Source organism: Comamonas sp. 26, from assembly GCF_002754475.1.
Classification (GTDB): Bacteria; Pseudomonadota; Gammaproteobacteria; order Burkholderiales; family Burkholderiaceae_C; genus Comamonas.
Genome location: NZ_PEFL01000001.1, coordinates 1,581,360 through 1,600,553 on the forward strand (window position 1 = coordinate 1,581,360; position 19,194 = coordinate 1,600,553).

21 protein-coding genes are annotated in these 19,194 nt (G+C 57.6%); 12 read left to right on the forward strand and 9 right to left on the reverse strand.

Annotation, left to right across the window (positions count from 1 at the left end; genetic code table 11):
* Positions 1-123 precede the first annotated feature (123 nt).
* On the forward strand, positions 124-363 hold the full coding sequence (locus tag CLU84_RS07260) for a DUF3820 family protein (RefSeq protein ID WP_099736618.1): 240 nt from the start codon (positions 124-126) through the stop codon (positions 361-363).
* Positions 364-428: 65 nt separating this feature from the next.
* Here CLU84_RS07260 and CLU84_RS07265 read toward each other — a convergent pair whose 3' ends face one another.
* The 5 genes from CLU84_RS07265 to mfd all read right to left on the reverse strand — a co-directional run bounded on the left by CLU84_RS07265 (position 429) and on the right by mfd (position 7,452).
* The gene (locus CLU84_RS07265; RefSeq protein WP_099736619.1) at positions 429-899 is read right to left on the reverse strand and encodes an ABC transporter substrate-binding protein; all 471 of its coding nucleotides are present in this window, start codon (positions 897-899) and stop codon (positions 429-431) included.
* 356 nt (positions 900-1,255) lie between these two features.
* Positions 1,256-1,813, reverse strand: coding sequence for an NADPH-dependent FMN reductase (locus tag CLU84_RS07270; protein ID WP_099736620.1), 558 nt, complete (start codon positions 1,811-1,813; stop codon positions 1,256-1,258).
* A gap of 146 nt (positions 1,814-1,959) precedes the next feature.
* Positions 1,960-2,673 (reverse strand): phosphoserine phosphatase SerB, encoded by a 714-nt coding sequence (gene serB, locus CLU84_RS07275; protein ID WP_099737915.1) that lies wholly within the window; start codon positions 2,671-2,673, stop codon positions 1,960-1,962.
* Positions 2,674-2,804: 131 nt separating this feature from the next.
* Positions 2,805-3,791 carry a tripartite tricarboxylate transporter substrate binding protein gene (locus CLU84_RS07280; protein WP_099736621.1) on the reverse strand — a complete coding sequence of 329 codons (987 nt, stop codon included), beginning with the start codon at positions 3,789-3,791 and terminating at the stop codon, positions 2,805-2,807.
* A gap of 169 nt (positions 3,792-3,960) precedes the next feature.
* Positions 3,961-7,452: a transcription-repair coupling factor gene (gene mfd / locus CLU84_RS07285; protein WP_099737916.1), complete on the reverse strand. Its 3,492-nt coding sequence runs from the start codon at positions 7,450-7,452 to the stop codon at positions 3,961-3,963.
* A gap of 276 nt (positions 7,453-7,728) precedes the next feature.
* Here mfd and ispD point away from each other — a divergent pair, with 276 nt between their 5' ends.
* Positions 7,729-8,508: a 2-C-methyl-D-erythritol 4-phosphate cytidylyltransferase gene (gene ispD, locus CLU84_RS07290; protein WP_099737917.1), complete on the forward strand. Its 780-nt coding sequence runs from the start codon at positions 7,729-7,731 to the stop codon at positions 8,506-8,508.
* Between the two features lie 78 nt (positions 8,509-8,586).
* Positions 8,587-9,066: a 2-C-methyl-D-erythritol 2,4-cyclodiphosphate synthase gene (gene ispF / locus CLU84_RS07295; RefSeq protein WP_099736622.1), complete on the forward strand. Its 480-nt coding sequence runs from the start codon at positions 8,587-8,589 to the stop codon at positions 9,064-9,066.
* Between the two features lie 21 nt (positions 9,067-9,087).
* Here the strand turns inward: ispF and CLU84_RS07300 are convergent, their stop codons facing one another.
* Together CLU84_RS07300 and ompR are read right to left on the reverse strand one after the other, a co-directional pair.
* Positions 9,088-10,593 carry a sensor histidine kinase gene (locus CLU84_RS07300; RefSeq protein ID WP_099736623.1) on the reverse strand — a complete coding sequence of 502 codons (1,506 nt, stop codon included), beginning with the start codon at positions 10,591-10,593 and terminating at the stop codon, positions 9,088-9,090.
* Between the two features lie 193 nt (positions 10,594-10,786).
* Positions 10,787-11,518 (reverse strand): two-component system response regulator OmpR, encoded by a 732-nt coding sequence (ompR, locus tag CLU84_RS07305; RefSeq protein ID WP_099736624.1) that lies wholly within the window; start codon positions 11,516-11,518, stop codon positions 10,787-10,789.
* 313 nt (positions 11,519-11,831) lie between these two features.
* On the opposite strand from ompR, the gene CLU84_RS07310 reads away from it, so the two are divergent.
* Positions 11,832-12,578, forward strand: a complete 747-nt coding sequence (locus CLU84_RS07310; RefSeq protein WP_099736625.1) for an SIMPL domain-containing protein — start codon at positions 11,832-11,834, stop codon at positions 12,576-12,578.
* 145 nt (positions 12,579-12,723) lie between these two features.
* Here the strand turns inward: CLU84_RS07310 and CLU84_RS07315 are convergent, their stop codons facing one another.
* Complete coding sequence (locus CLU84_RS07315; protein ID WP_099737918.1) at positions 12,724-13,506, reverse strand: 3-hydroxybutyrate dehydrogenase; 783 nt, start codon at positions 13,504-13,506, stop codon at positions 12,724-12,726.
* A gap of 24 nt (positions 13,507-13,530) precedes the next feature.
* A complete protein-coding gene (locus tag CLU84_RS07320) occupies positions 13,531-13,815 on the reverse strand; it encodes a hypothetical protein (protein ID WP_099736626.1) in 285 nt (94 codons plus the stop codon).
* A gap of 122 nt (positions 13,816-13,937) precedes the next feature.
* Here CLU84_RS07320 and CLU84_RS07325 point away from each other — a divergent pair, with 122 nt between their 5' ends.
* The 8 genes from CLU84_RS07325 (at position 13,938) to CLU84_RS07360 (ending at position 19,173) form a co-directional block, all read left to right on the forward strand.
* Complete coding sequence (locus tag CLU84_RS07325; RefSeq protein ID WP_099736627.1) at positions 13,938-14,249, forward strand: single-stranded DNA-binding protein; 312 nt, start codon at positions 13,938-13,940, stop codon at positions 14,247-14,249.
* 9 nt (positions 14,250-14,258) lie between these two features.
* Positions 14,259-14,450 carry a hypothetical protein gene (locus tag CLU84_RS07330; RefSeq protein ID WP_144445415.1) on the forward strand — a complete coding sequence of 64 codons (192 nt, stop codon included), beginning with the start codon at positions 14,259-14,261 and terminating at the stop codon, positions 14,448-14,450.
* Between the two features lie 169 nt (positions 14,451-14,619).
* Positions 14,620-14,841, forward strand: coding sequence for a hypothetical protein (locus CLU84_RS07335; RefSeq protein ID WP_099736629.1), 222 nt, complete (start codon positions 14,620-14,622; stop codon positions 14,839-14,841).
* Complete coding sequence (locus CLU84_RS07340) at positions 14,838-15,908, forward strand: hypothetical protein (protein ID WP_233209950.1); 1,071 nt, start codon at positions 14,838-14,840, stop codon at positions 15,906-15,908. Before CLU84_RS07335 ends, CLU84_RS07340 begins: the two co-directional genes overlap by 4 nt.
* A gap of 333 nt (positions 15,909-16,241) precedes the next feature.
* Complete coding sequence (locus tag CLU84_RS07345) at positions 16,242-16,478, forward strand: hypothetical protein (RefSeq protein WP_099736630.1); 237 nt, start codon at positions 16,242-16,244, stop codon at positions 16,476-16,478.
* 71 nt (positions 16,479-16,549) lie between these two features.
* Complete coding sequence (locus tag CLU84_RS21805) at positions 16,550-17,968, forward strand: hypothetical protein (protein WP_144445416.1); 1,419 nt, start codon at positions 16,550-16,552, stop codon at positions 17,966-17,968.
* Positions 17,968-18,297, forward strand: a complete 330-nt coding sequence (locus CLU84_RS07355) for a DUF5455 family protein (protein WP_099736632.1) — start codon at positions 17,968-17,970, stop codon at positions 18,295-18,297. Before CLU84_RS21805 ends, CLU84_RS07355 begins: the two co-directional genes overlap by 1 nt.
* A gap of 3 nt (positions 18,298-18,300) precedes the next feature.
* Positions 18,301-19,173, forward strand: coding sequence for a zonular occludens toxin domain-containing protein (locus CLU84_RS07360; RefSeq protein ID WP_099736633.1), 873 nt, complete (start codon positions 18,301-18,303; stop codon positions 19,171-19,173).
* Positions 19,174-19,194 lie beyond the last annotated feature (21 nt).

Below are 19,194 nucleotides of genomic sequence, written 5' to 3' on the forward strand. Positions count from 1 at the left end.
CGGTGAAGTAAGGTGCATAGTCTAGTGCGGCGCGCCGAGGCCGGAAGTACATTTTTCTTATTTGGTTATAAGAACGTCGTTTTTTATTCAAAGTTTTGCATTTCTGAACTGAGTCCACCTGTCATGAACCCCGAAACGCTGGAGCGCCTGGTGCGTGTGCAAATGCCTTATGGCAAATACAAGGGTCGTCTGATTGCGGATCTGCCCGGCAACTATCTCAACTGGTTTGCCCGCGAGGGCTTTCCCAAGGGCGACCTGGGTCGCTTGATTGCGTTAATGCATGAGCTGGACCACAACGGGCTGAGCGAGCTGCTGGAGCCGATTCGCAAGGCGGCAGGGCTCAGGCCCAGAGCGCAGGAATAATTACCTGAATCAAGCAGAATGGAAAAGGGCCGCAAAAGCGGCCCTTTTGGCATCTGCAGTGCAGATTACTTGGCGGCAGCGCGAGCGGCTTCAGCCTTGGCCTTGGCTTCGTTGAGCTTCTTTTGCAGATCAGCGGCTTCGGCTTCAGCCTTTTTGGCTTCTTCTTCCTTGGCCTTCTTGGTTTCGGCTTCCTTGTCGCCGCCCATGGCACCAGCCAGAGCGCTGCCTGCCATGGTGCCGGCCACAGCGCCGACGGCTGCACCAGCCATGGTGCCCATCATGCCCGAGCCACGGGCAGGCGTTGCTGCTGCAGCGGGAGCTGCTGCAGGAGCAGCGGCGGCTGCCGGGGCCGCTGCAGCAGGTGCTGCAGCCTTAGGGGCCACGGCTGCGGGCTGAGCAGGAGCCTTGTTGCCGATGCTGGCAGGACGCACGGACTTGCTGCTGCCCATGCGCTTGGCCTGAGCCAGCGATGGCACAGACAGCGATGCAATAGCGATAGCGATCACGGAGGCGGCAGCACGGTACGAAGTCTTCACAGATTAATTCCAATCATGGTTGTCATAGATGGCTGTCTTCGCTCAAGGCGATAGCCAGCCTGCATGCCGTGAGACGAATGTCTCATATGGCTTGCTTGCTATGGTATTTGGTGGTCAGGGGAGAGATATCAAGGTGCTGGGCTGAAACTGTCCGTAAAAAGGACAGCGCTCATACCTTGGCAGCCGACTGTTGTGATGTGTATAGGGCTGCGTTACCATTGTAGGAATAGTCTGAGCAAAGAAAAGTTCCTGCTGTCATCAAAAGTGAGAAATAGTGAAAACAAAATACGTATAAAAAAGCCCCGTAGCGCTTGAAGCACTTGCGGGGCTTGCTATCAAATCAAGAAATAGCGGGATTATTTCTTTGGGTGCAGTTGTACCCAGGCCAGAAACTTGCTCATGTACTTGGTCAGAAAGTCGTGGCTGGCTGCGCCGATATTGCCGTCTGCATCAAGCAGCGTGTCGGACCAGCGCACAAATCCTTCGGGCTGGGCCATGGTGGGCATGTCCAGCGAGACCAGCACATTGCGCAGGTGCTGCTGGGCCATGGCAGAGGCAGCAGCGCCCGGGGAGCTGCCGATGATGGCTGCGGGGATACCGGCCCAGACGGTCTGGCCATGGGGGCGGCTCAAGCCATCCAGCACGTTTTTGAGCGAAGCGGGGATGGAGCGGTTGTACTCGGGAGTGATGAACAGCACGCCATTGCAGCTGCGAATCTGTGGCTTGAGGTCTTCGAAGGGCTTGAAGTCTGGCGTGTTGTCAAAGTCGCGGTTGTAGACCGGCAGGCGGCTGATGTCGATGAATTCGAAATCAGCCTGATCTTGCATGAGTCTGGCCAGACCTTCGCCTAACTTGCGGTTGATGGATTGCTTGCTGAGGCTGCCCACGATTACGGCGATTTTGAGTTGGCTCATTCACTGACCTTTCGGATTACGGGTTGGGAGAGATGCAAACCACTGTAGCAAAGCCGGCTGCTTGCTCCGCGTCAGAGCGCGCCGTTGATGCAGAAACAAAAAAGCCGCCACAAATGCTGCGGCGGCTTGATCGGTGAGCTTGCTGCTTACTTCAGCACTTCCAGCAGGCGGTCCAGACCCCCTTCGTTGATGGAAACCTTGGCTTCATTGCGCACGCGGGGCTTGGCGTGGTAGGCCACGGACAGGCCGGCCGCCTGCATCATGGGAATGTCGTTACTGCCATCGCCCACGGCGATGCACTGGCTGGCGTCGATGCCGATCAACGAAGCGACTTCCAGCAAGGTACGGCGTTTTTCGGCGCCGTCGCAGATATCGCCCCAGGCCTGCTCGATCAGACCGCCAGTCAGCACGCCGTTCTTGGATTCCAGCACATTGGCGCGCACAAAGTCGATGTCCAGCAGGGCGCGCACATGCTCGGCAAAGTAGGTAAAGCCGCCGGAGACCAGCAGAACCTTCAGGCCGGCGGCCTTGGCCGCCTTCACCAGCGTTTCGGCGCCTGGGGTGAGCTTGAGGCGTTCGGCCTGCACGCGGGCCATGTCGGCTTCGGTCACACCCACCAGCTTGCCTACGCGTTGGCGCAGACTGTCCTTGAAGTCGGTGATTTCGCCGCGCATGGTGGCTTCGGTGATCGCTGCGACTTCTTCCTTCTTGCCCGTGGCGTCGGCAATCTCGTCAATGCACTCGATGGTGATTAGTGTCGAGTCCATGTCAAAAGCGATGAGCTTGTAGTCGCTGAGCTTTTGCGGCGCGGTAATGCCGCGAATCATCAGGCCGGGAGCGAATTCTGTGGCGTCAGTCATTGCGTGTAGGTGCGAATGCAGAAAGGGCAAAAACAGTGGCCGGGGCAGCGTGTTGCCGTCTCGGCCGGATATGGCTGCCATTATCCGCTGATGCGGGCGGGCCTTGCGGGGCTCATCCGCATGATGCTGCGTTATTGCGGCTGAATGCCTGCTGCTTTCACCAGTTCTGCATGCAGCTTGATGTCTTGCGACACGGTCTGCTTGAGCTGCTCGGGCGTTGACGGTGCAACCTCCATGCCGTTTTCGCTCAGCTTGGTCTTGATATCGCTGTCCAGAGCATAGCGCACGGCGCGATTGAGCTTGTCGATGATGGGCTGGGGTGTTTTGGCCGGGGCAAACAGGCCCACCCATGCAGACAGGTTCAGATCGGCAAAGCCGCTTTCAACCATGGTGGGTGTATTGGGTAGCGTGGCTGTGCGCTTGGGAGCTAGCAGGCCCAGTGCGTGTAGCTTACCTGCCTGAATATGTGGCAGCACCTCGGGCAGTACGGCAAACAGCATGTCTACATTGCCGGCCAGCGTGTCATTCACGGCCGGTGCTCCGCCCTTGTAGGGCACATGCAGCATTTCTGCGTGGGTGCGGGTTTCAAACATCAGCGCGGCAAGGTGCTGGGGGCTGCCGTCGCCGGAAGAGGCAAAGGTCAGCTTGCCGGGCGCTGTCTTGGCGGCGCTCACAACCGCTGCCACGCTGGGGAATTTCTGCTTGTCTTTGACCACCAGCACCATGGGCTGGTTCACCAGCTTGCTGATGGGGGCGAAGTCGGCCTCGGGGTCATAGGGCAGAGATTTGAAAATGCTCTTGTTGGTGGTCAGAAACGAGGCGGGCGAGACCATGAGCGTGTAGCCATCAGCGGCAGAGCGCGCCACAGCGGGCGTGCCGATCTGGCCTGATGCGCCTGCGCGGTTGTCCACCACAAAGGGTTGCTTGAGCTCTGCTGCCAGTTTCTGCCCCACGACACGGGCAATCATGTCTGCGCTGCCGCCAGCGGGCAGGGCGACGATGACTTTGACAGAGCGCTCGGGGTAAGCATTCTGCGCCTGCGCCGTGATGGCAAATCCTGCAGCCAGTGCGCAGGCCAGCGTGGTGTGCGCAGCGGCACGGATGGGGTTGAACAGCATGCGATCCCTCTCATCATCAAGATATGCACCAGTCTGGTGAATGTGCCGGTGCGACATCTGGATGATGAGCAAATGCTGTGCCAATTGCTTTGGCGTTTAGCCTGATGGGAAAGATGCTGTTTGCGCAAACGCCTGAAAAGTGGCTGATCTGCGCTGAGCACTGCAAGGTTTAAGCGAGCACCTCGGCTTCGGTCTTGAGCGGCTGGCCCAGGCTGCGCAGCACATCACGCACCATTTGCGCGCGGTCCTTGGGGTTTTCTAGCTCTTTTTCGATGCGCAGCTTCTCGTTGCCCGCCAGCTTGATGTGCTTGTTCTTCTGGATCAGATGAATGATGTTCATCGGGTCAATCGGCGGCTGGGGCTTGAAGGTGATGTTGATGACGCCGGGCGCTGCATCCACCTTGACCACGCCATAGGGCTGGGACAGCACGCGCAGGCGGTGCACGTCGATCAGCGTCTGAGCTTGGGGCGGCAGCTTGCCAAAGCGATCCACGATTTCTTCGAGCAGAGTGTCGATCTGATCTGCAGTCTTGGCCGTGGCCAGCTTCTTGTAGAACGACAGGCGCAGATGCACATCGCCGCAGTAATCGTTGGGCAACAGCGCAGGCGCGTGCAGATTGATATCGGTCGATGCTGACAGCGGCGACAGCAGGTCGGGCTCTTTGCCAGCCTTCAGGCTGCGCACGGCTTCAGACAGCATTTCGTTGTAGAGCTGAAAGCCCACTTCCAGCATATTGCCGCTCTGGTTTTCGCCCAGTACCTCGCCCGCACCGCGAATTTCCAGGTCGTGCATGGCCAGGTAAAAGCCGCTGCCCAGTTCTTCCATCTGCTGAATGGCTTCCAGTCGCTGTTGGGCCTGCTTGGTCAGGCTGTCCAAGTCCGGCACCATGAGATATGCATAAGCTTGGTGGTGGCTGCGGCCCACACGGCCGCGCAGCTGATGCAGCTGGGCCAGACCAAATTTGTCAGCGCGGCTGATGAGGATGGTATTGGCGCTAGGAACGTCGATACCGGTTTCGATGATGGTCGAGCACAGCAGAATGTTGTAGCGCTGGGCCACAAAGTCGCGCATCACGCGCTCCAGCTCACGCTCGGGCATCTGGCCGTGGGCTACGGCAATGCGGGCCTCGGGCAGGATTTCTTCCAGCTTTTGCTTGCGGTTCTCGATGGTGTCGACTTCGTTGTGCAGAAAGTAAACCTGTCCGCCGCGCTTGAGTTCACGCAGCACGGCTTCACGGATGACGCCAGTGCCTTCGTTGCGCACAAAGGTCTTGATGGCAAGACGGCGCTGCGGGGCGGTAGCAATCACCGACAGATCGCGCAAACCTTCCAGCGCCATGCCCATGGTGCGGGGGATGGGTGTTGCCGTCAGCGTCAAGATGTCCACCTCGGCACGCATGGCCTTCATGGCTTCCTTGTGGCGTACGCCAAAGCGGTGTTCCTCGTCGATGATGAGCAGACCCAGATTTTTGAACTGGGTCGATTCCGACAGCAGCTTGTGCGTGCCGACCACGATGTCCACCGTGCCATCGGCAATGCCCTTGATGGCAGCGGTAATCTCTTTGCCAGAGCGAAAGCGCGAAACCTCGGCCACCTTGATGGGCCACTTGGAAAAGCGATCGACCAGCGTCTGGTAATGCTGCTCTGCCAGCAGGGTGGTGGGTGCCAGAAACGCCACTTGCTTGCCGCCCATGGCCGCCACAAAGGCCGCGCGCAGGGCGACTTCTGTCTTGCCAAAGCCCACATCGCCGCAGACCAAGCGGTCCATGGGCTGGGGCGAAATCATGTCCTGAATCACGGCATGAATGGCGGCGTTCTGGTCGGCGGTTTCTTCAAAGCCGAAGTCGGCCACAAACTGCTCGTAGTCCGCTGTTGGGAAACGGAAGGCATGGCCTTGACGCGCCGCGCGGCGGGCGTAGATGTTGAGCAGCTCGGCAGCCGAGTCGCGCACCTGCTCGGCGGCCTTGCGTTTGGCTTTTTCCCATTGCGAGCCGCCCAGCTTGTGCAGCGGCGCATCGTCAGGCGATACGCCGGTGTAGCGGCTGATGTAGTGCAACTGGCTGACAGGCACATAGAGCACGGCGCTGGCGGCGTACTCCAGGTGCAGAAACTCCTGTAGCGCGGGGGTGCCGTCGGGGTTTTTCTGGCCCATGTCCATATTGATGAGGCCACGGTAGCGGCCAATGCCATGGTCGGAGTGAACGATGGGGTCGCCCACTTTCAGTTCAGACAAGTCCTTGATCAGCGCTTCTACATCGCTGACTTGCTCCTGCCTGCGGCGGCGGCGGCCCGTGGGACTGGTGGCGAATAGTTCGGTTTCGGTGACGAAGTCCAGACCTTCTTCCACCCAGGCAAAGCCATTCATCAAGCTTGAGGTGGCAATGCCGATTTTTTCCGTCGTATCGGCCTGGAACTCGGCCAGCGAGTCGAACACCGGCGGGTTGACGCCCGAGGCACGGAAGAAGTCCAGCAGGCTTTCGCGTCTGCCATCCGATTCGGCCAGAAGCAGCACCCGGCTTGCAGAAGCTGCTATATGTTTTTGCAGCTTGGCCAGCGGATCTTCGGCGCCGCGAACCACGGACAAGTCCGTGAGTTTCTGAAAAATGGCGCTGTCGGCCACGTCTTCGGTGCCAGGGCGCAGGGCCAGTTGGGCGTGCTCTTTGCTGCGGGTATAGAACTGCTCTGAGGTCAGGAACAGCGTCTCAGGTGGCAGGGCCGGGTGATCGGGGTCGCCCTGCACCAGACGGTAGCGGTCCTTGGTGTCTTGCCAAAAGCGCTGAAAGGCGGGCTCCAGATCGCCATGCAGCACCACCGTAGCTTCGTCGCCCAGATAGTCAAACACCGTCGCGGTTTCGTCAAAGAACAGCGGCAGGTAGTACTCGATGCCGGCCGTGGCAATGCCCAGGCCCATGTCTTTGTAGACGCGGCTGCGCGTGGGGTCGCCTTCCAGCATCTCGCGCCAGCGGCTGCGGAACTTGGCGCGCGCGTCCTCGTCCATGGGGAATTCGCGGCCGGGCAGCAGGCGCACTTCGGGTACGGGGTAGAGGCTGCGCTGGCTGTCGGGGTCAAAAGTGCGGATGGAGTCAATCTCGTTATCAAACAGATCAACGCGATACGGCACTTGCGAGCCCATGGGGAACAGGTCGATCAGGCCACCCCGCACCGCATATTCACCGTGGCTGACCACTTGCGACACATGTTGATAGCCCGCCAGCGTCAGTTGGGCCTTGAGCTTGGCTTCATCGAGCTTTTGCCCGCTTTTGAATTCAAAGGTGTAGCCCGCCAGAAAAGACGGGGGCGCCAGTCGGTACAGCGCCGTGGTAGCGGGCACGATGACCACATCGGCCCCATGCTCCTTATCGCGCTGGTTGATGCGCCACAGGGCGGCCAGTCGCTCGCTGATCAAGTCCTGGTGCGGCGAGAAACCGTCGTAAGGCAGAGTCTCCCAGTCGGGGAACAGGGCGCAGCGCAGATCTGGTGCGAAGAATGCCATCTCTTCCATCAGTCGGCGTGCATCGGATGCATCGGCCGTGACGATGGCGGTCACGCGGCCATCGCCCTTCTCGCGTTCGCCCAGCTTGGCCAGCAGCAGTGCATCGGCGCTGCCGGTGGGGCGGGGCAGGTGAAAGCGTTTACCAGGAGTGAGCTTGGGCAGTTGCATGGTTTTCACAGACGAGCAGATGCAGCCGGGCACAGGCGCTGGCTGCATGCGTTAAAACGGGGACAGATTGAGTGAGGGCGAGTTTGCCCCTTAAGGGCTTGGCTCACAGGCCAGTCAGCACCGGGCTGACGATTGGCGACACATTCACTCAAAATGGGGGCACCTCTCGGTGATGCAAGCCGAAAGCAGTGCCAAAGATTTGGCGAACCCGCTTTCGGGCGAAACAGTAATTTTAAAATAGAGCGCATGACAGATCGGTTTTTTTCGCCTGAGTCCATGCCGGACGCCAAGGCAAACGCTGCTGCAGCGTCTTCATCTCTGGCTGAACAGGCTGCCGCGCCGCGCTGCTGGGCGCTGATTCCCTGCGCTGGCGTGGGCTCACGTGCCATTGCGGCCGATGCTCCAGCGCCTGAGCTGCCAAAGCAATACCAGAGCGTGGCGGGCCAGCCCATGGTCATGCACACGCTGGCGGCCATGCTGCAGGTGGCGCGCATGCACCAGGTGCTGGTGGTTGTTTCGGCAGCCGACAGCTTCTGGCAGGCGCGCAGCCTTGAAAGCCGACTTGCCGTGGCTTCTTGCGGCGGCGCAACCCGTGCCGAAACGGTGACCAACGGCCTGCAAGAGCTGCTGCGCATGGGCGCAAGCGCTGCTGACTGGGTGCTGGTGCATGATGCGGCGCGCTGTCTGGTGACGGGTGCACAGGTCAACACGCTGATGGATGCTTGCTTGCCCGATGCGGTGGGCGGCCTGCTGGCGCTGAAATTGCCCGATACCCTGAAACAGCATTCGACAGGCCAAGGTGCAGCCCGCGTGGCGCAGACCATAGACCGAAGTGACAAATGGCTGGCGCAGACGCCGCAGATGTTTCGCATCGGCGCGCTGCTGGCAGCCTTGCTGGCGGCGGGTGATGCTGTGACGGACGAGGCCAGCGCTATGGAGCTCGCAGGCCACGCACCGCTGCTGGTGCCCGGCGGCGCGCAGAACTTCAAGGTCACCTATCCCGATGATTTTGCGCTGGCTGAGGCTGTGCTGATGCAGCGCCGGGTGGCTCGCTAAAAGCGGTGCTAAGCACTAATTAATATCAAATTGATAGCTGATAGCGCTTTATTGATAAGCGCTAGAAAAGGATTTTGTATGAATTTTCGTATTGGTGAAGGCTGGGATGTGCATGCGCTGGTGCCGGGGCGCAAGCTGATTCTGGGTGGCGTGGAAGTGCCGCACACCCTGGGCCTGTTGGGCCATTCCGATGCCGACGTGCTGCTGCACGCGATTACCGACGCCTTGTTCGGCGCTGCGGCGCTGGGCGATATTGGCCGTCATTTTTCGGATACCGATGCTCAGTTCAAGGGTGCAGATTCCGCCGTGCTGCTGGCCGAGGCCGTGCGCCGCGTGCGTGCCAAGGGTTTTGAGATTGGCAATGTCGACAGCACCATCGTGGCGCAGGCTCCCAAGCTGGCACCGCATATCGAAAAGATGCGTGAGCGCATTGCGCAGGTGCTGGCGCTGGATGTAGAGCAGGTCAATGTGAAGGCCAAGACGGCTGAGAAGATGGGTCCGGTAGGCCTACAGCAGGCCATGGAAGCGCGGGCGGTGGTCTTGCTTTACAAGGCTTGAGCCCGTGGCGGCCTTGCAGGCTCAAGCCTCGTAAAGGCCGTCTTCATCCTTTTTGTCACGCGGCAGATTGCGTTTGACCTGAGGGCGCTGCAGGCGCTGCTCGGGGGCTGCGCTGGGCGTTACCCCCATGGCGCGCTGTAACTGTAGGTGGGCAACCAGCCCGCCGGTGGATGAGTTGGAAAGCGCAAACATGCCGCCCATGCGCTGCACCGTTTTATCGACGATAGACAGGCCTAGACCCGCGCCAGCGGCAGCTGTGCGGGCAGTGTCGCCCCGGAAGAAGGGCTGCGTCAGGTTGGAAATTTGCTCGGGCGGCACGCCCTTGCCGTGGTCGCGTATGCGTATGACCACCCATTTTTCGCTTTCTTTGGCAATCACATCCACCTCGGTGATGTCGGTCGATGGCGTTTTGCCGTAGCGGCGGGCATTCTCAAACAGGTTGGAGATCACGCGGGCCAGCTCCACTTCGTCGGCCAGAACGTAGAGGTCATCGGGCACGTTCATGGTGATCTGCAGCTCGCGGTGATCCTGCACGGCATAGACGCAGGATGCGACCACTGCATTCAAATCCACTGGGCTGAGCATGACGCGATGGTCGGGGCGGGCGTAGTCCAGAAATTTGTCGATGGTGGCATCCAGCTGCACGATGTCGGCCACCATGTGTTCGCGTGCCACGTCGTCGTACACGCTCATTTCCGTTTCAAGGCGCAGGCGTGCCAGCGGCGTGCGCAGGTCGTGAGAGATGCCAGCCAGCATTACGGCGCGGTCTTGCTCCAGCTTGGCCAGTTTTTTGGCCATGCGGTTGAAGCCAATATTGACTTCGCGGATTTCGCTGGTCACGGCTTCTTCGTCGAGATGGCTGGCGTCGAAGTCACCTTCGCGCACACGATTGGCGGCATAGGACAGTTGTTTGAGCGGTCGGTTGATCAGCCGCGCAATGGCGGCCGCCCCCGTGAGCGAGAGCAGTGCCGCTGTTATCAGCCAGATCAGCCATGTCTGCCCGCTGGCGGGGGTGAAGCGCGACTGGTCCATCAGCATCCAGTTGCGGTCCCCGTTGATGGTGAAGCCCACCCACAGGCCTTGCTCTCCATTCACGCTGCGTGCCACCACCGTGCCGTAGCCCAGGCGGGTGGTGAGTTCTTCGGTCAGCTTCTGGCCCAGCGAGTTTTGCTCCAGCAGTTCAAAGGTGTCACCGGGCTCGCGCGGCAAGATACGCACGCCTTCCTGATCAGCCATGGTTTTGATGAGCGAGACGCGGTTGATGGCGTCCGAATGCTCCAGCGCCGCGCGGCTGAGGTTGACCATAGAGGCGACTTGCTTTGCTGTTTGCAGGGTGCGGGGCTCAAAGTCCAGCGCTCTCAGCGTTTGCAGCCAGGCCAGAATGCTGCCGACCAGCAGCAGGGCCAGCAGGCAGAAGGTGCGCCAGAAGAGATTCAGGCCCAGTGGGGAACGCGCCGTGGTGCGTCGCTCGTACTCCAGAGGTACGGGGCTGGTGGCATCGGATGGCGTGTCGTTGAAAGCACTCATGGGCAGCAAAGCTGAAAATAAACTGAACCCAAGCGTACGCGCAAACGGCAGAGCAAGGGTTACGGGTTGTCCAAAAAGAGCGGTTCTTGTTTCAGATATTTAACGAAACGAGCTCTTTGGCGGTTCTCAATGCAACAAGCCGCCTATCTTGGCGGCTTGTTGCGCATGGTCAATTTGCGCCGGGCAGCGTCGATTAGTTCATGCCATCGGGTACGAACACATAGCCAACACCCCAGACGGTCTGGATATAGCGCGGCGCAGCAGCGTCTTCCTCAATCAGCTTGCGCAGGCGGGAGACTTGCACATCCAAGCTGCGGTCAAAGGGCTCAAATTCGCGGCCGCGGGCCAGCAGGGCCAGCTTTTCACGCGACAGCGGCTGGCGTGGGTGGCGTACCAGCGCCTTGAGCATGGCGAATTCGCCCGTGGTCAGTGGCAGCTCTTCGCCATTCTTTTGCAGCACGCGGGTGCCCAGATCAAAGGTGAAGGGGCCAAAAGTTGCTACTTCGTTATCTCCAGAAGGCGCACCGGGCGCTTCTTGAGGAGGGCGGCGGCGCAGCACGGCGTGAATGCGGGCCAGCAATTCGCGGGGGTTGAAGGGCTTGCCCAGATAGTCATCGGCACCCACTTCAAGACCCACGATGCGGTCAACGTCTTCGCCCTTGGCGGTCAGCATGATGATGGGCGTGCGGTCGTTTGCGGCGCGCAGGCGGCGGCAGATGGACAGGCCGTCTTCGCCGGGCATCATCAGATCAAGCACGATCAGATCGACAGTTTCTCGCAGCAGGATGCGGTTGAGCGCCTTGCCGTCCTCGGCAATCATGATCTCGAAACCTTCCTGTGTCAGGTAGCGGCGCAGCAGGTCGCGGATACGGGCATCGTCATCCACCACGAGGATCTTGTCAGTGCGGTTGTTTGTCGTTGCCATGATCTTCCTTAGAGATTTATTTGTAACAGTGGCATTGTTATCGCTTGCCGCAAAAAATCCAGTGAAAAGAGGCTGACTCTTGCCGGTTGTTACGAATGTTGCGTTTGTAATTAGCACAATAAATGTTTCTTATTGAACTTTTCAATGAAATTTCGAACTATGTATCAATCATCGTTCTGTTGGTGATGTTAGTTGGTAATGCTCGTACAAGAAGTCGCACCAATTGCTGACAGGCGGTAAAAGTCGCAATTCAGGGATGCCGCAAATTTCATGTGTATCTTCGTGGCTTGATTTATTTCCAAGGGTGAACCGTATGAATCAGATTTCCAAACCATTGTCTTCGTCCCGATTCACCGCAGCCGCTGTGCTGCTGGCAGCAGCTTGCGCCGGAGGCAATGTCTGGGCACAGAGCGCTGCGACAGCTGAAAAACCTGTGAATGTGGCCCAGCTGTCGGCACAGGGCACGGTTGAAGTGCGCCAGGACTGGATGACGGCCACTTTGTCTGCCACCAAGGATGGGCGGGACGCGGCCACGGTGCAGGCTCAGCTGCAAAAGCTGGTGGAGGCTGCAATGACCAAGCTGCGCCACGAGGCTAAAAATGGCGAAATGGAACTGAGCACGGGCAGCTTCTCAATCTCTCCGCGTTATGGAAACAACAGCAAGGTCGAAGGCTGGCAGGGGCAGGCAGAAATCGTGCTGCAGGGCCGGGACTTTGTGCGCATTACGCAAGCCGCAGCCAAGGTGCAGGACATGACGCTGGCCAGCATGGGCTTTGGCTTGTCGCGTGAAGCCCGTGAAAAAGTGGAGGGCGAAGCCCAGGCCAAGGCGATTGAGAACTTCCGTCAGCGTGCTGCGGCTATCTCCAAGAGCTTTGGCTTTGCGGGCTATAGTCTGCGCGAGGTGAGTGTGAACAGCAATGGCGGCGGCGTGCGACCCATGCCCAGCCCGCGCATGATGAGCATGGCCAAGGCCAGCTATGCCGATGCGGCGCCCGTGCCGGTGGAGGCCGATCGTGCCGAGGTGACTGTCAGCGTCGGCGGTTCGATTCAGATGCAGTGATCGGTTTTGATCATTGATATGAAAAAAGGAGCAGCTTGCGCTGCTCCTTTTTGATTTTCATCAGCGAACTACATTAAATATCAATCAAATCAAGCGGTAGCTGCTATTGATTTGATAATCTTCGACGGTGTTGCTGCTTACCGTTTTATTGCGCTGCCCAGCCGCCATCCATGTTCCAGGCCACGCCGCGCACATTGCCGGCTGCGGCAGAGCAGAAGAAGACAGCCAGTTCACCCAGCTCTTCGGGGGTGGTGAATTGCTGCGAAGGCTCCTTCTCGCCCAGCAGCTGTTTGGTGGCCGCTTCGTTGCTGATGCCTTGGGTGGCGGCCTTGGCATCCACCTGTTTTTGCACCAGCGGTGTCAGCACCCAGCCGGGGCAGATGGCGTTGCAGGTCACGCCGGTGGTGGCGTTTTCCAGCGCTGTCACCTTGGTCAGGCCCACGACGCCGTGCTTGGCGGCGACGTAGGCTGATTTTTCCGCCGAACCCACCAGCCCATGCACCGATCCCACGTTGATGATGCGGCCCCAGTTGGCCTGCTGCATGGCAGGCAGTGCAAGTCGGGTGGTGTGGAAGGCGCTGCTGAGGTTGATGGCCATGATGGCATCCCATTTTTCGGCTGGGAAGTCTTGAATCTTGGCCACATGCTGGATCCCAGCGTTGTTGACCAGAATGTCGACGCGGCCGAACTCGGCTGCGGCGTATTTCATCATGGCTTCAATCTCTGCGGCCTTGCTCATGTCGGCACCGTGATAGCCGACCTTGATGCCTGCGGCCTTGCCGGCCTCCAGCACCTGTGCGCGAGGGGCTTCGACATCGCCAAAGCCATTGAGAACAATATGGGCGCCCTGACGAGCCAGTGCGACTGCGATACCGAGGCCGATTCCGCTGGTCGATCCTGTCACGAGAGCGGTTTTGCCTTTCAACATGGACATACAAGGTCTCCGAATGAATTACGAACGGTTGGGAAACGCGTCAAGCATAGCTTGAAGCATCGCTTGCGCTCCCTTCTGTACTTCATCTGAGTCGTCCAGCTCGTCTTTCAGGCCTTCAATTACTGCCCATGTCGGGTCGATACCCGCTATCTCTGCAATTCGTGCTCGCATGGGTGCTTTGCATGGCCGTTTTCCCTGCTTCATTTGGGTAAGGTTTCCTGCTGGGACTTCCAGTAGTTCACCAAGTTTTCTCAGGCTTCCAGCCTTTTCGGCTGCTAGGTCTATTAGGATTTTTGCGCTCATAGTGTTGCAAATTTGTAAACACGTTGATATGCTCCGACCGTTATCAGAAATTGATAACGTTCACATTTTGGATAGTTTGCCCCATGTCGGGGCGTTCCTCCAAATGGGTCTTAGGAGCAATCATGATCAAAGTTTCGGTGACGTCGACCGATACGCGCAACATGCGCGGCAATGGAAAAACTTCTGGCAAGCCATACGACCTGTATTTCCAGACGGCATACGTGCATACGTTTGACCGCAATGGAAAGCTGAATCCTTACCCAGAAAAGACTGAAATCATCCTGGACAAGGATGAGCAAGGTAACCCTCTGGTCTATCCGGCTGGTGATTACATCCTTGCTCCCAGCTCTATCGAGGTTTCCCGCAACGGCGACATCACAGTCCGCCCGCGCTTGGTCAAGCCTCAAGTCACTCCTAAACCTGCTCAGGTCTGAGTGGCTGCCATGGAAACCGCAGCACGCGAGGCCATGGCTCAAGGGGCGCTTTTGGCGCTCCTTTTTGCATGGAATGAACACCAGCCTCCGGGCATCAAAGCTGACCGCGTGACGGTCACTCTGCACATTGACGACGGCGTGACGTACAGCGAAGTGACGTACTGGGCCGGTGATCACGCGATTGGTGGGGAGGGCTTCTAAATGACTCCTCAGGAAAGAACCGCCAGCTTCAAAGCAGCAATGCAGGCTGATGCTGAAGACTTCCGCGCTAACTGGCTCACTCGTGTGGGTGATGCGCTTTGCTGCTTGATTCAGAGCACTACGCTGGGCTTGTTGCTTGGCTTGTCGCTCGTTCTTTTGTGGCTGAGCTATGTCTGAAGTCGGCCGCATTGCCCCCGTGCCTGACAGGCTCAAGTACGCCCCCAGCAATGGGGCGCTGTACCTTGATTTCCTGCTTGCCCGCGCTGAAGAGCTTGACGCTCCTCCAGCTTGGAAAAAGCTCCCCCCCGACTACGACCGTCAATGCTATGTGGCGCAGTGTTCTTTGCGTCAGCACGCTGAGTATTTGATCGAAGTGGGGGTTCGCGCATGAAACCCGTTTTCGGTCAAGGCTTCTTGGATCGGCTGGCAAAGATTGCGGCTGCGCCACAGCCTGAGTTCCGTTTTGACCCAGAAAAGCACAAGCCTTGGGCAACGATCGCAAACCAGCATGTAACCCCGCGTATGAAGGCCGCTCGTGCCCGCTACGTGGCCCGTTCTGAGGCCAATGCGCGCGTGTCTCATGCTCGCATGGTGTCGCTTGTGGGCGAGGCTCAGGCAGCGCGCGAAGCGCGCGGGCTTGTCTCACTATCAACAACTTGCAAGGCTGATGGTTCTGGTCTTTCGGTAGTTGATTTCATGGCTGAAAACACCATCGAAATTGACCACCAAAAGGCCCGCATTACCCGCATGCAAAAAAGCGTTGGTATCTCTGCCAAAGCCTTGCACCACCTGGGCGAAAAAAACCAACGCGTTTGGATGCTCACGCTGACCTATGCTGGCACAAACCGCAACTGGCGTCCTGAGCACATCAGCCGTTATTTGGATGGCCTGCGCAAGTGGCACTACAGCCGCACAGGCATCAAAAAAGTCCGCTACGTGTGGGTTGCTGAGCTGCAAAAACGCGGCGTCATCCACTACCACGTGTGCGTGTGGCTCAACCATGGCCTGACCCCGCCAAAGCCCGATAGCGCATGGAAAAAGAAGGGCGCATTTCAGGCCCCCATGTGGACGCATGGCATGTCAAACCGGGTACGCGCAACGCATCCCGTTGCCTACCTCATGAAGTACGCCAGCAAAGGCACATCAGAAGGGAAATTTCCGCATGGCGCTCGAATCAGTGGTGTTGGTGGGCTTGATGAAATTGGCCGTGGTTGCCGTCGCTGGGTTCTGTGGCCTGCGTATGTGCAGGGCAATGCTTCCATCAAGGACAGATTCAGACCTGCGCCGGGAGGCGGCTATCTCAATGCTAAGACCGGGGAACTCCTACGGTCTGAGTTCGTGCCAACAGGCGGCGGTTTTACGCGATTTGTGCGCGTGCGCACCACCCCCAGAAGCATTGAAAACACCGGTGGCCCCTTTAGCTGGCTATCGGACAAGCCGGGGGTAGCTCATGCGTGATTTGCTCCTGTGGCTTTTGCTTTCTGCAGCCGTTACCGGCTGTGCATCTTTGGCGCCTGAGCCTGAGTGGGTTCAGGCAGTGAGAGGGAGTTTCTGGTGATGGATTCCCAAAACTTGATAGAGCTATTTGTTGCTGGCACGACCTTCTTTGCATTCGTGCTTGGCTATCGGCAGGGGAGGGTCGGCTGATGCTGATTTCCGCTTATCTCGGCTTGCTCGTCCTGGCCTATTTCGGTGGCTACAAGGTGGGCTATGTCGTCAAGTTCATCAACCAATTGGGCAATTCTGCCTAAGCGTTTGCCGGTCGCATTACCGGTGTTTTTGAGGTGTTCAATGAAAGAAAAACTGAAGAATCTGCGCGCTCGCGCAATGGTGCTGGCTCTGTCTGCTGGCCCTGCGCTGGCTATGGCTGCTGACCCCACTGATCCGGCTGCTGCTATCGGTCAGGCAAAGACTGATATCGGTCTGATCATCGTTGCCGGTGGCGGCGCGCTGGTGTCGCTGGCCCTGCTCGGTGTGGGCTGGGTGGTGGGTGCCCGTTTCGTCAAGAAACTGGGTCGCGCAGGTTAATAGCTGCGGCGCTCTGCTGCCCCTGCGTAGCGGGGGTGGCAGGGTGCCGCTAATCTTTTGAGGCGCTCATAGTGTATTTTCTTCGCATAGCGTTTTTCATATTGCTTGGCGCTTGGCAGATTTGCTATGCATCCGTGCCAATGGGGCCAAGATATTATTTATCTGGTGCCAGTACTACTCCAAACTATCCAACAAAGCAGGCTGCTTGCGATTCTTGGTCTCCTTCTGTCTCTGATATTAAGCGTGTTGTTGAGGGGAATGTTTGTGTGCTCCGGCGTTCGTCTGATGGTTCTGAGTACTACAGATTTTCTATTTCCTCATTAAGCGCTTGCCCTGATAATTCAACTGCATCCGGTTCAACATGCACCTGCAAATCAGATTTTAATGAGGAAAACGGCCAGTGTGTCGCGCAAATGTCCTCTGAAAAAGCATGTGGTATTGCTTTATATAACAGTGGTTCTGTTACGAGAGTTTCGGTCACATTGGATGGAAATGTGGATGACGGTGTTTATTGTCAGCCTCAGGGTGATGATGTAAAGCCCGGTCTTGCTTGCGCAATGACTTTTGAAAAAGATATTGGCTGGAAAACTGATGATGGAAAGTGGCATTCTCGGGGAGTTCTCCAGCCTCGCATGATTGGTGGAAACTTTCAGCCATGTGTGCCGGGTATTGATCCTTCAAACAATCCACCTGACCCAGCAAAGCCGCCTGAAATTCCAAAAAAGCAAGACTCCGCCTGTCCCAATGGCTATCCGGGAGATGTAGGCGGGCAGACCAAGTGCATCCCAAGCTTTGGCTATAACGGTGTTGATTTCGCACCCAAAACCAAGTCCTCAGAGACCGCCACAAGCAAGACGAATACAACGACAAAAACAGAATGCGCATCTGGAAAATGCACCACGACTGAGACCGTCAAGGTCACTGATAAAGCTACAGGTCAGAGCACGACAACTGAGAACGTGACAACAGAAGTTGATAGGGATTGGTGCAACAAAGCCGAGAACAAAGATAAATGTGCGGCAAACGGTAAGCCGCCATATTCTGGTCAGGGTACAGGTTCTTCAAGTAATGGAACCGGAAATGGCGATGGCGATGGTGATGACAAAGGCGGGCGCTGCGGTGCCAAAGGTCAGCCGCCTTGCAAAATCGATGAAACAGGTACGCCAACTGGTGAGGGGAAATTTGATGCTTTGCTAGATAAGCAAGCGCAAGATCATCAGAGCCGCATGGATACATTGGGCGGAATTAAAAGTACTGCTGATAAAGATACCTCTATGGGGTTTAGTGGGTTTGCTTGGCTCACGCATAAATCTTGCTCACCTTGGAATCTCGGCGATTTAAAAATACTGACTGAGACATTCAAAATAGAGCTGAATATCTGCGCAATAGAGCCTTACGTTATTCCAGTCATGAATTTTCTCTGGCTACTGGCGACAGTATTTATGACATTTTCGAGAGTCGCTAGCGTTATGGGTGCAAAGGTGGACTAATGCCATTAATCGGTGGTTTACTTTCAAATCTTCTGGTCGGACTCGTTAACTGGTTCGCTCAGTACTTCGGTCGCAAGGTCGCATTTGGTGCCGCTACGGTTGCCGCGATGACCGCTCTCACTGCGGCCCTCTTTGTGTTCATGCGCGGCATTGTTGGCCCCCTGATAGCGCAGCTCGACGGCACTGCCGGCATGTTCATGGAGGCCATGCAGATGGCTATCCCGCCTGTTGCTCCGGCTTGCTTGAGTACCTACGTCATAGTCTGGACTGCTGCGACTGCCTACACATGGCAGCGCGATCTGATCCATCTGTTTGCGAAAGCGGGGTAAGCCATGCCGGTTTATGTGGTGCAGGGCAAGTTGGGTACGGGCAAAGGCCTGTACTGCATGCTCAAGATGGATGACGCTTTGCGCGATGGTCGCAGGGTAGCGACAAACTTTGACCTGTTTCTTGAGCACTTGATGCCAGCCAATAGCAAGGTGTCTGCAATTCGGGTGCCTGACAAGCCAACTGCTCAGGATTTGGACGATATCGGCCCGGGAAACCCAGATTCACGCTTTGATGAAGAGAGAAACGGCATCTTGGTGCTTGATGAGCTCGGTAGCTGGCTCAACTCGCGCGGCTTCAACTCACCAGAGCGCGCAGCCTTGCTTGACTGGCTTATTCATGCCCGTAAAAAGGGCTGGGACGTTTATCTGGTCGTCCAGAGTATCGACATGATTGATAAGCAGGTGCGTGTCGGCCTGGCTGAATATCAGGTGCGCATGATCCGGGGCGACAAAATCAAGATACCGGTCGTCGGCACGTTCTTGGGCAAGCGTGGCCGTCTGCCAAAGTTTCATATCGCCAATATCAGTTTGACGGATGTGCCCGGCCTCACCATTGACCGTGAATTCTTCAAGGCAGGCTATCTGTATAAGGGCTATGACACTTTGCAGATCTTCCGTGATTGGGTGCGCAATCCCGTAGACCCTCGGTTCAAAACAGAGCTTTATGGTGGCCCGTACAGCATGCTGAGTGCATGGCATCTCAAAGGCCGTTTTGAAGCGCCCAAGGCCCGAATGAGCCTCTTGCAGCGCCTGTTTTGTCAACTGCCGGAAAAGCCAGCTCCAAAACCGCGCCTTGCCGCTGTGGCCCTGTGCTCAAAGCTGCCGCCGGATGAGGCGTGGAAGCTCGCCCGGCGCTATGTCCAAGGGGGTGCGTAATGTGGTGGCTTATCTTCTCCT

What these genes read in the sequence shown, in the direction of transcription:
- ispD (WP_099737917.1), top strand. Translation starts at nt 7,729, where the DNA reads ATGCCGGACGCCAAGGCAAACGCTGCTGCAGCGTCTTCATCTCTGGCT.
- CLU84_RS07320 (WP_099736626.1), bottom strand. Translation starts at nt 13,815, where the DNA reads ATGAGCGCAAAAATCCTAATAGACCTAGCAGCCGAAAAGGCTGGAAGC.
- CLU84_RS07315 (WP_099737918.1), bottom strand. Translation starts at nt 13,506, where the DNA reads ATGTTGAAAGGCAAAACCGCTCTCGTGACAGGATCGACCAGCGGAATC.
- serB (WP_099737915.1), bottom strand. Translation starts at nt 2,673, where the DNA reads ATGACTGACGCCACAGAATTCGCTCCCGGCCTGATGATTCGCGGCATT.
- ompR (WP_099736624.1), bottom strand. Translation starts at nt 11,518, where the DNA reads ATGGCAACGACAAACAACCGCACTGACAAGATCCTCGTGGTGGATGAC.
- CLU84_RS07345 (WP_099736630.1), top strand. Translation starts at nt 16,242, where the DNA reads ATGAAAGAAAAACTGAAGAATCTGCGCGCTCGCGCAATGGTGCTGGCT.
- CLU84_RS07340 (WP_233209950.1), top strand. Translation starts at nt 14,838, where the DNA reads ATGAAACCCGTTTTCGGTCAAGGCTTCTTGGATCGGCTGGCAAAGATT.
- mfd (WP_099737916.1), bottom strand. Translation starts at nt 7,452, where the DNA reads ATGCAACTGCCCAAGCTCACTCCTGGTAAACGCTTTCACCTGCCCCGC.
- ispF (WP_099736622.1), top strand. Translation starts at nt 8,587, where the DNA reads ATGAATTTTCGTATTGGTGAAGGCTGGGATGTGCATGCGCTGGTGCCG.
- CLU84_RS07360 (WP_099736633.1), top strand. Translation starts at nt 18,301, where the DNA reads ATGCCGGTTTATGTGGTGCAGGGCAAGTTGGGTACGGGCAAAGGCCTG.
- CLU84_RS07300 (WP_099736623.1), bottom strand. Translation starts at nt 10,593, where the DNA reads ATGAGTGCTTTCAACGACACGCCATCCGATGCCACCAGCCCCGTACCT.
- CLU84_RS07325 (WP_099736627.1), top strand. Translation starts at nt 13,938, where the DNA reads ATGATCAAAGTTTCGGTGACGTCGACCGATACGCGCAACATGCGCGGC.
- CLU84_RS07280 (WP_099736621.1), bottom strand. Translation starts at nt 3,791, where the DNA reads ATGCTGTTCAACCCCATCCGTGCCGCTGCGCACACCACGCTGGCCTGC.
- CLU84_RS07355 (WP_099736632.1), top strand. Translation starts at nt 17,968, where the DNA reads ATGCCATTAATCGGTGGTTTACTTTCAAATCTTCTGGTCGGACTCGTT.
- CLU84_RS07270 (WP_099736620.1), bottom strand. Translation starts at nt 1,813, where the DNA reads ATGAGCCAACTCAAAATCGCCGTAATCGTGGGCAGCCTCAGCAAGCAA.
- CLU84_RS07310 (WP_099736625.1), top strand. Translation starts at nt 11,832, where the DNA reads ATGAATCAGATTTCCAAACCATTGTCTTCGTCCCGATTCACCGCAGCC.
- CLU84_RS07260 (WP_099736618.1), top strand. Translation starts at nt 124, where the DNA reads ATGAACCCCGAAACGCTGGAGCGCCTGGTGCGTGTGCAAATGCCTTAT.
- CLU84_RS07330 (WP_144445415.1), top strand. Translation starts at nt 14,259, where the DNA reads ATGGAAACCGCAGCACGCGAGGCCATGGCTCAAGGGGCGCTTTTGGCG.
- CLU84_RS07335 (WP_099736629.1), top strand. Translation starts at nt 14,620, where the DNA reads ATGTCTGAAGTCGGCCGCATTGCCCCCGTGCCTGACAGGCTCAAGTAC.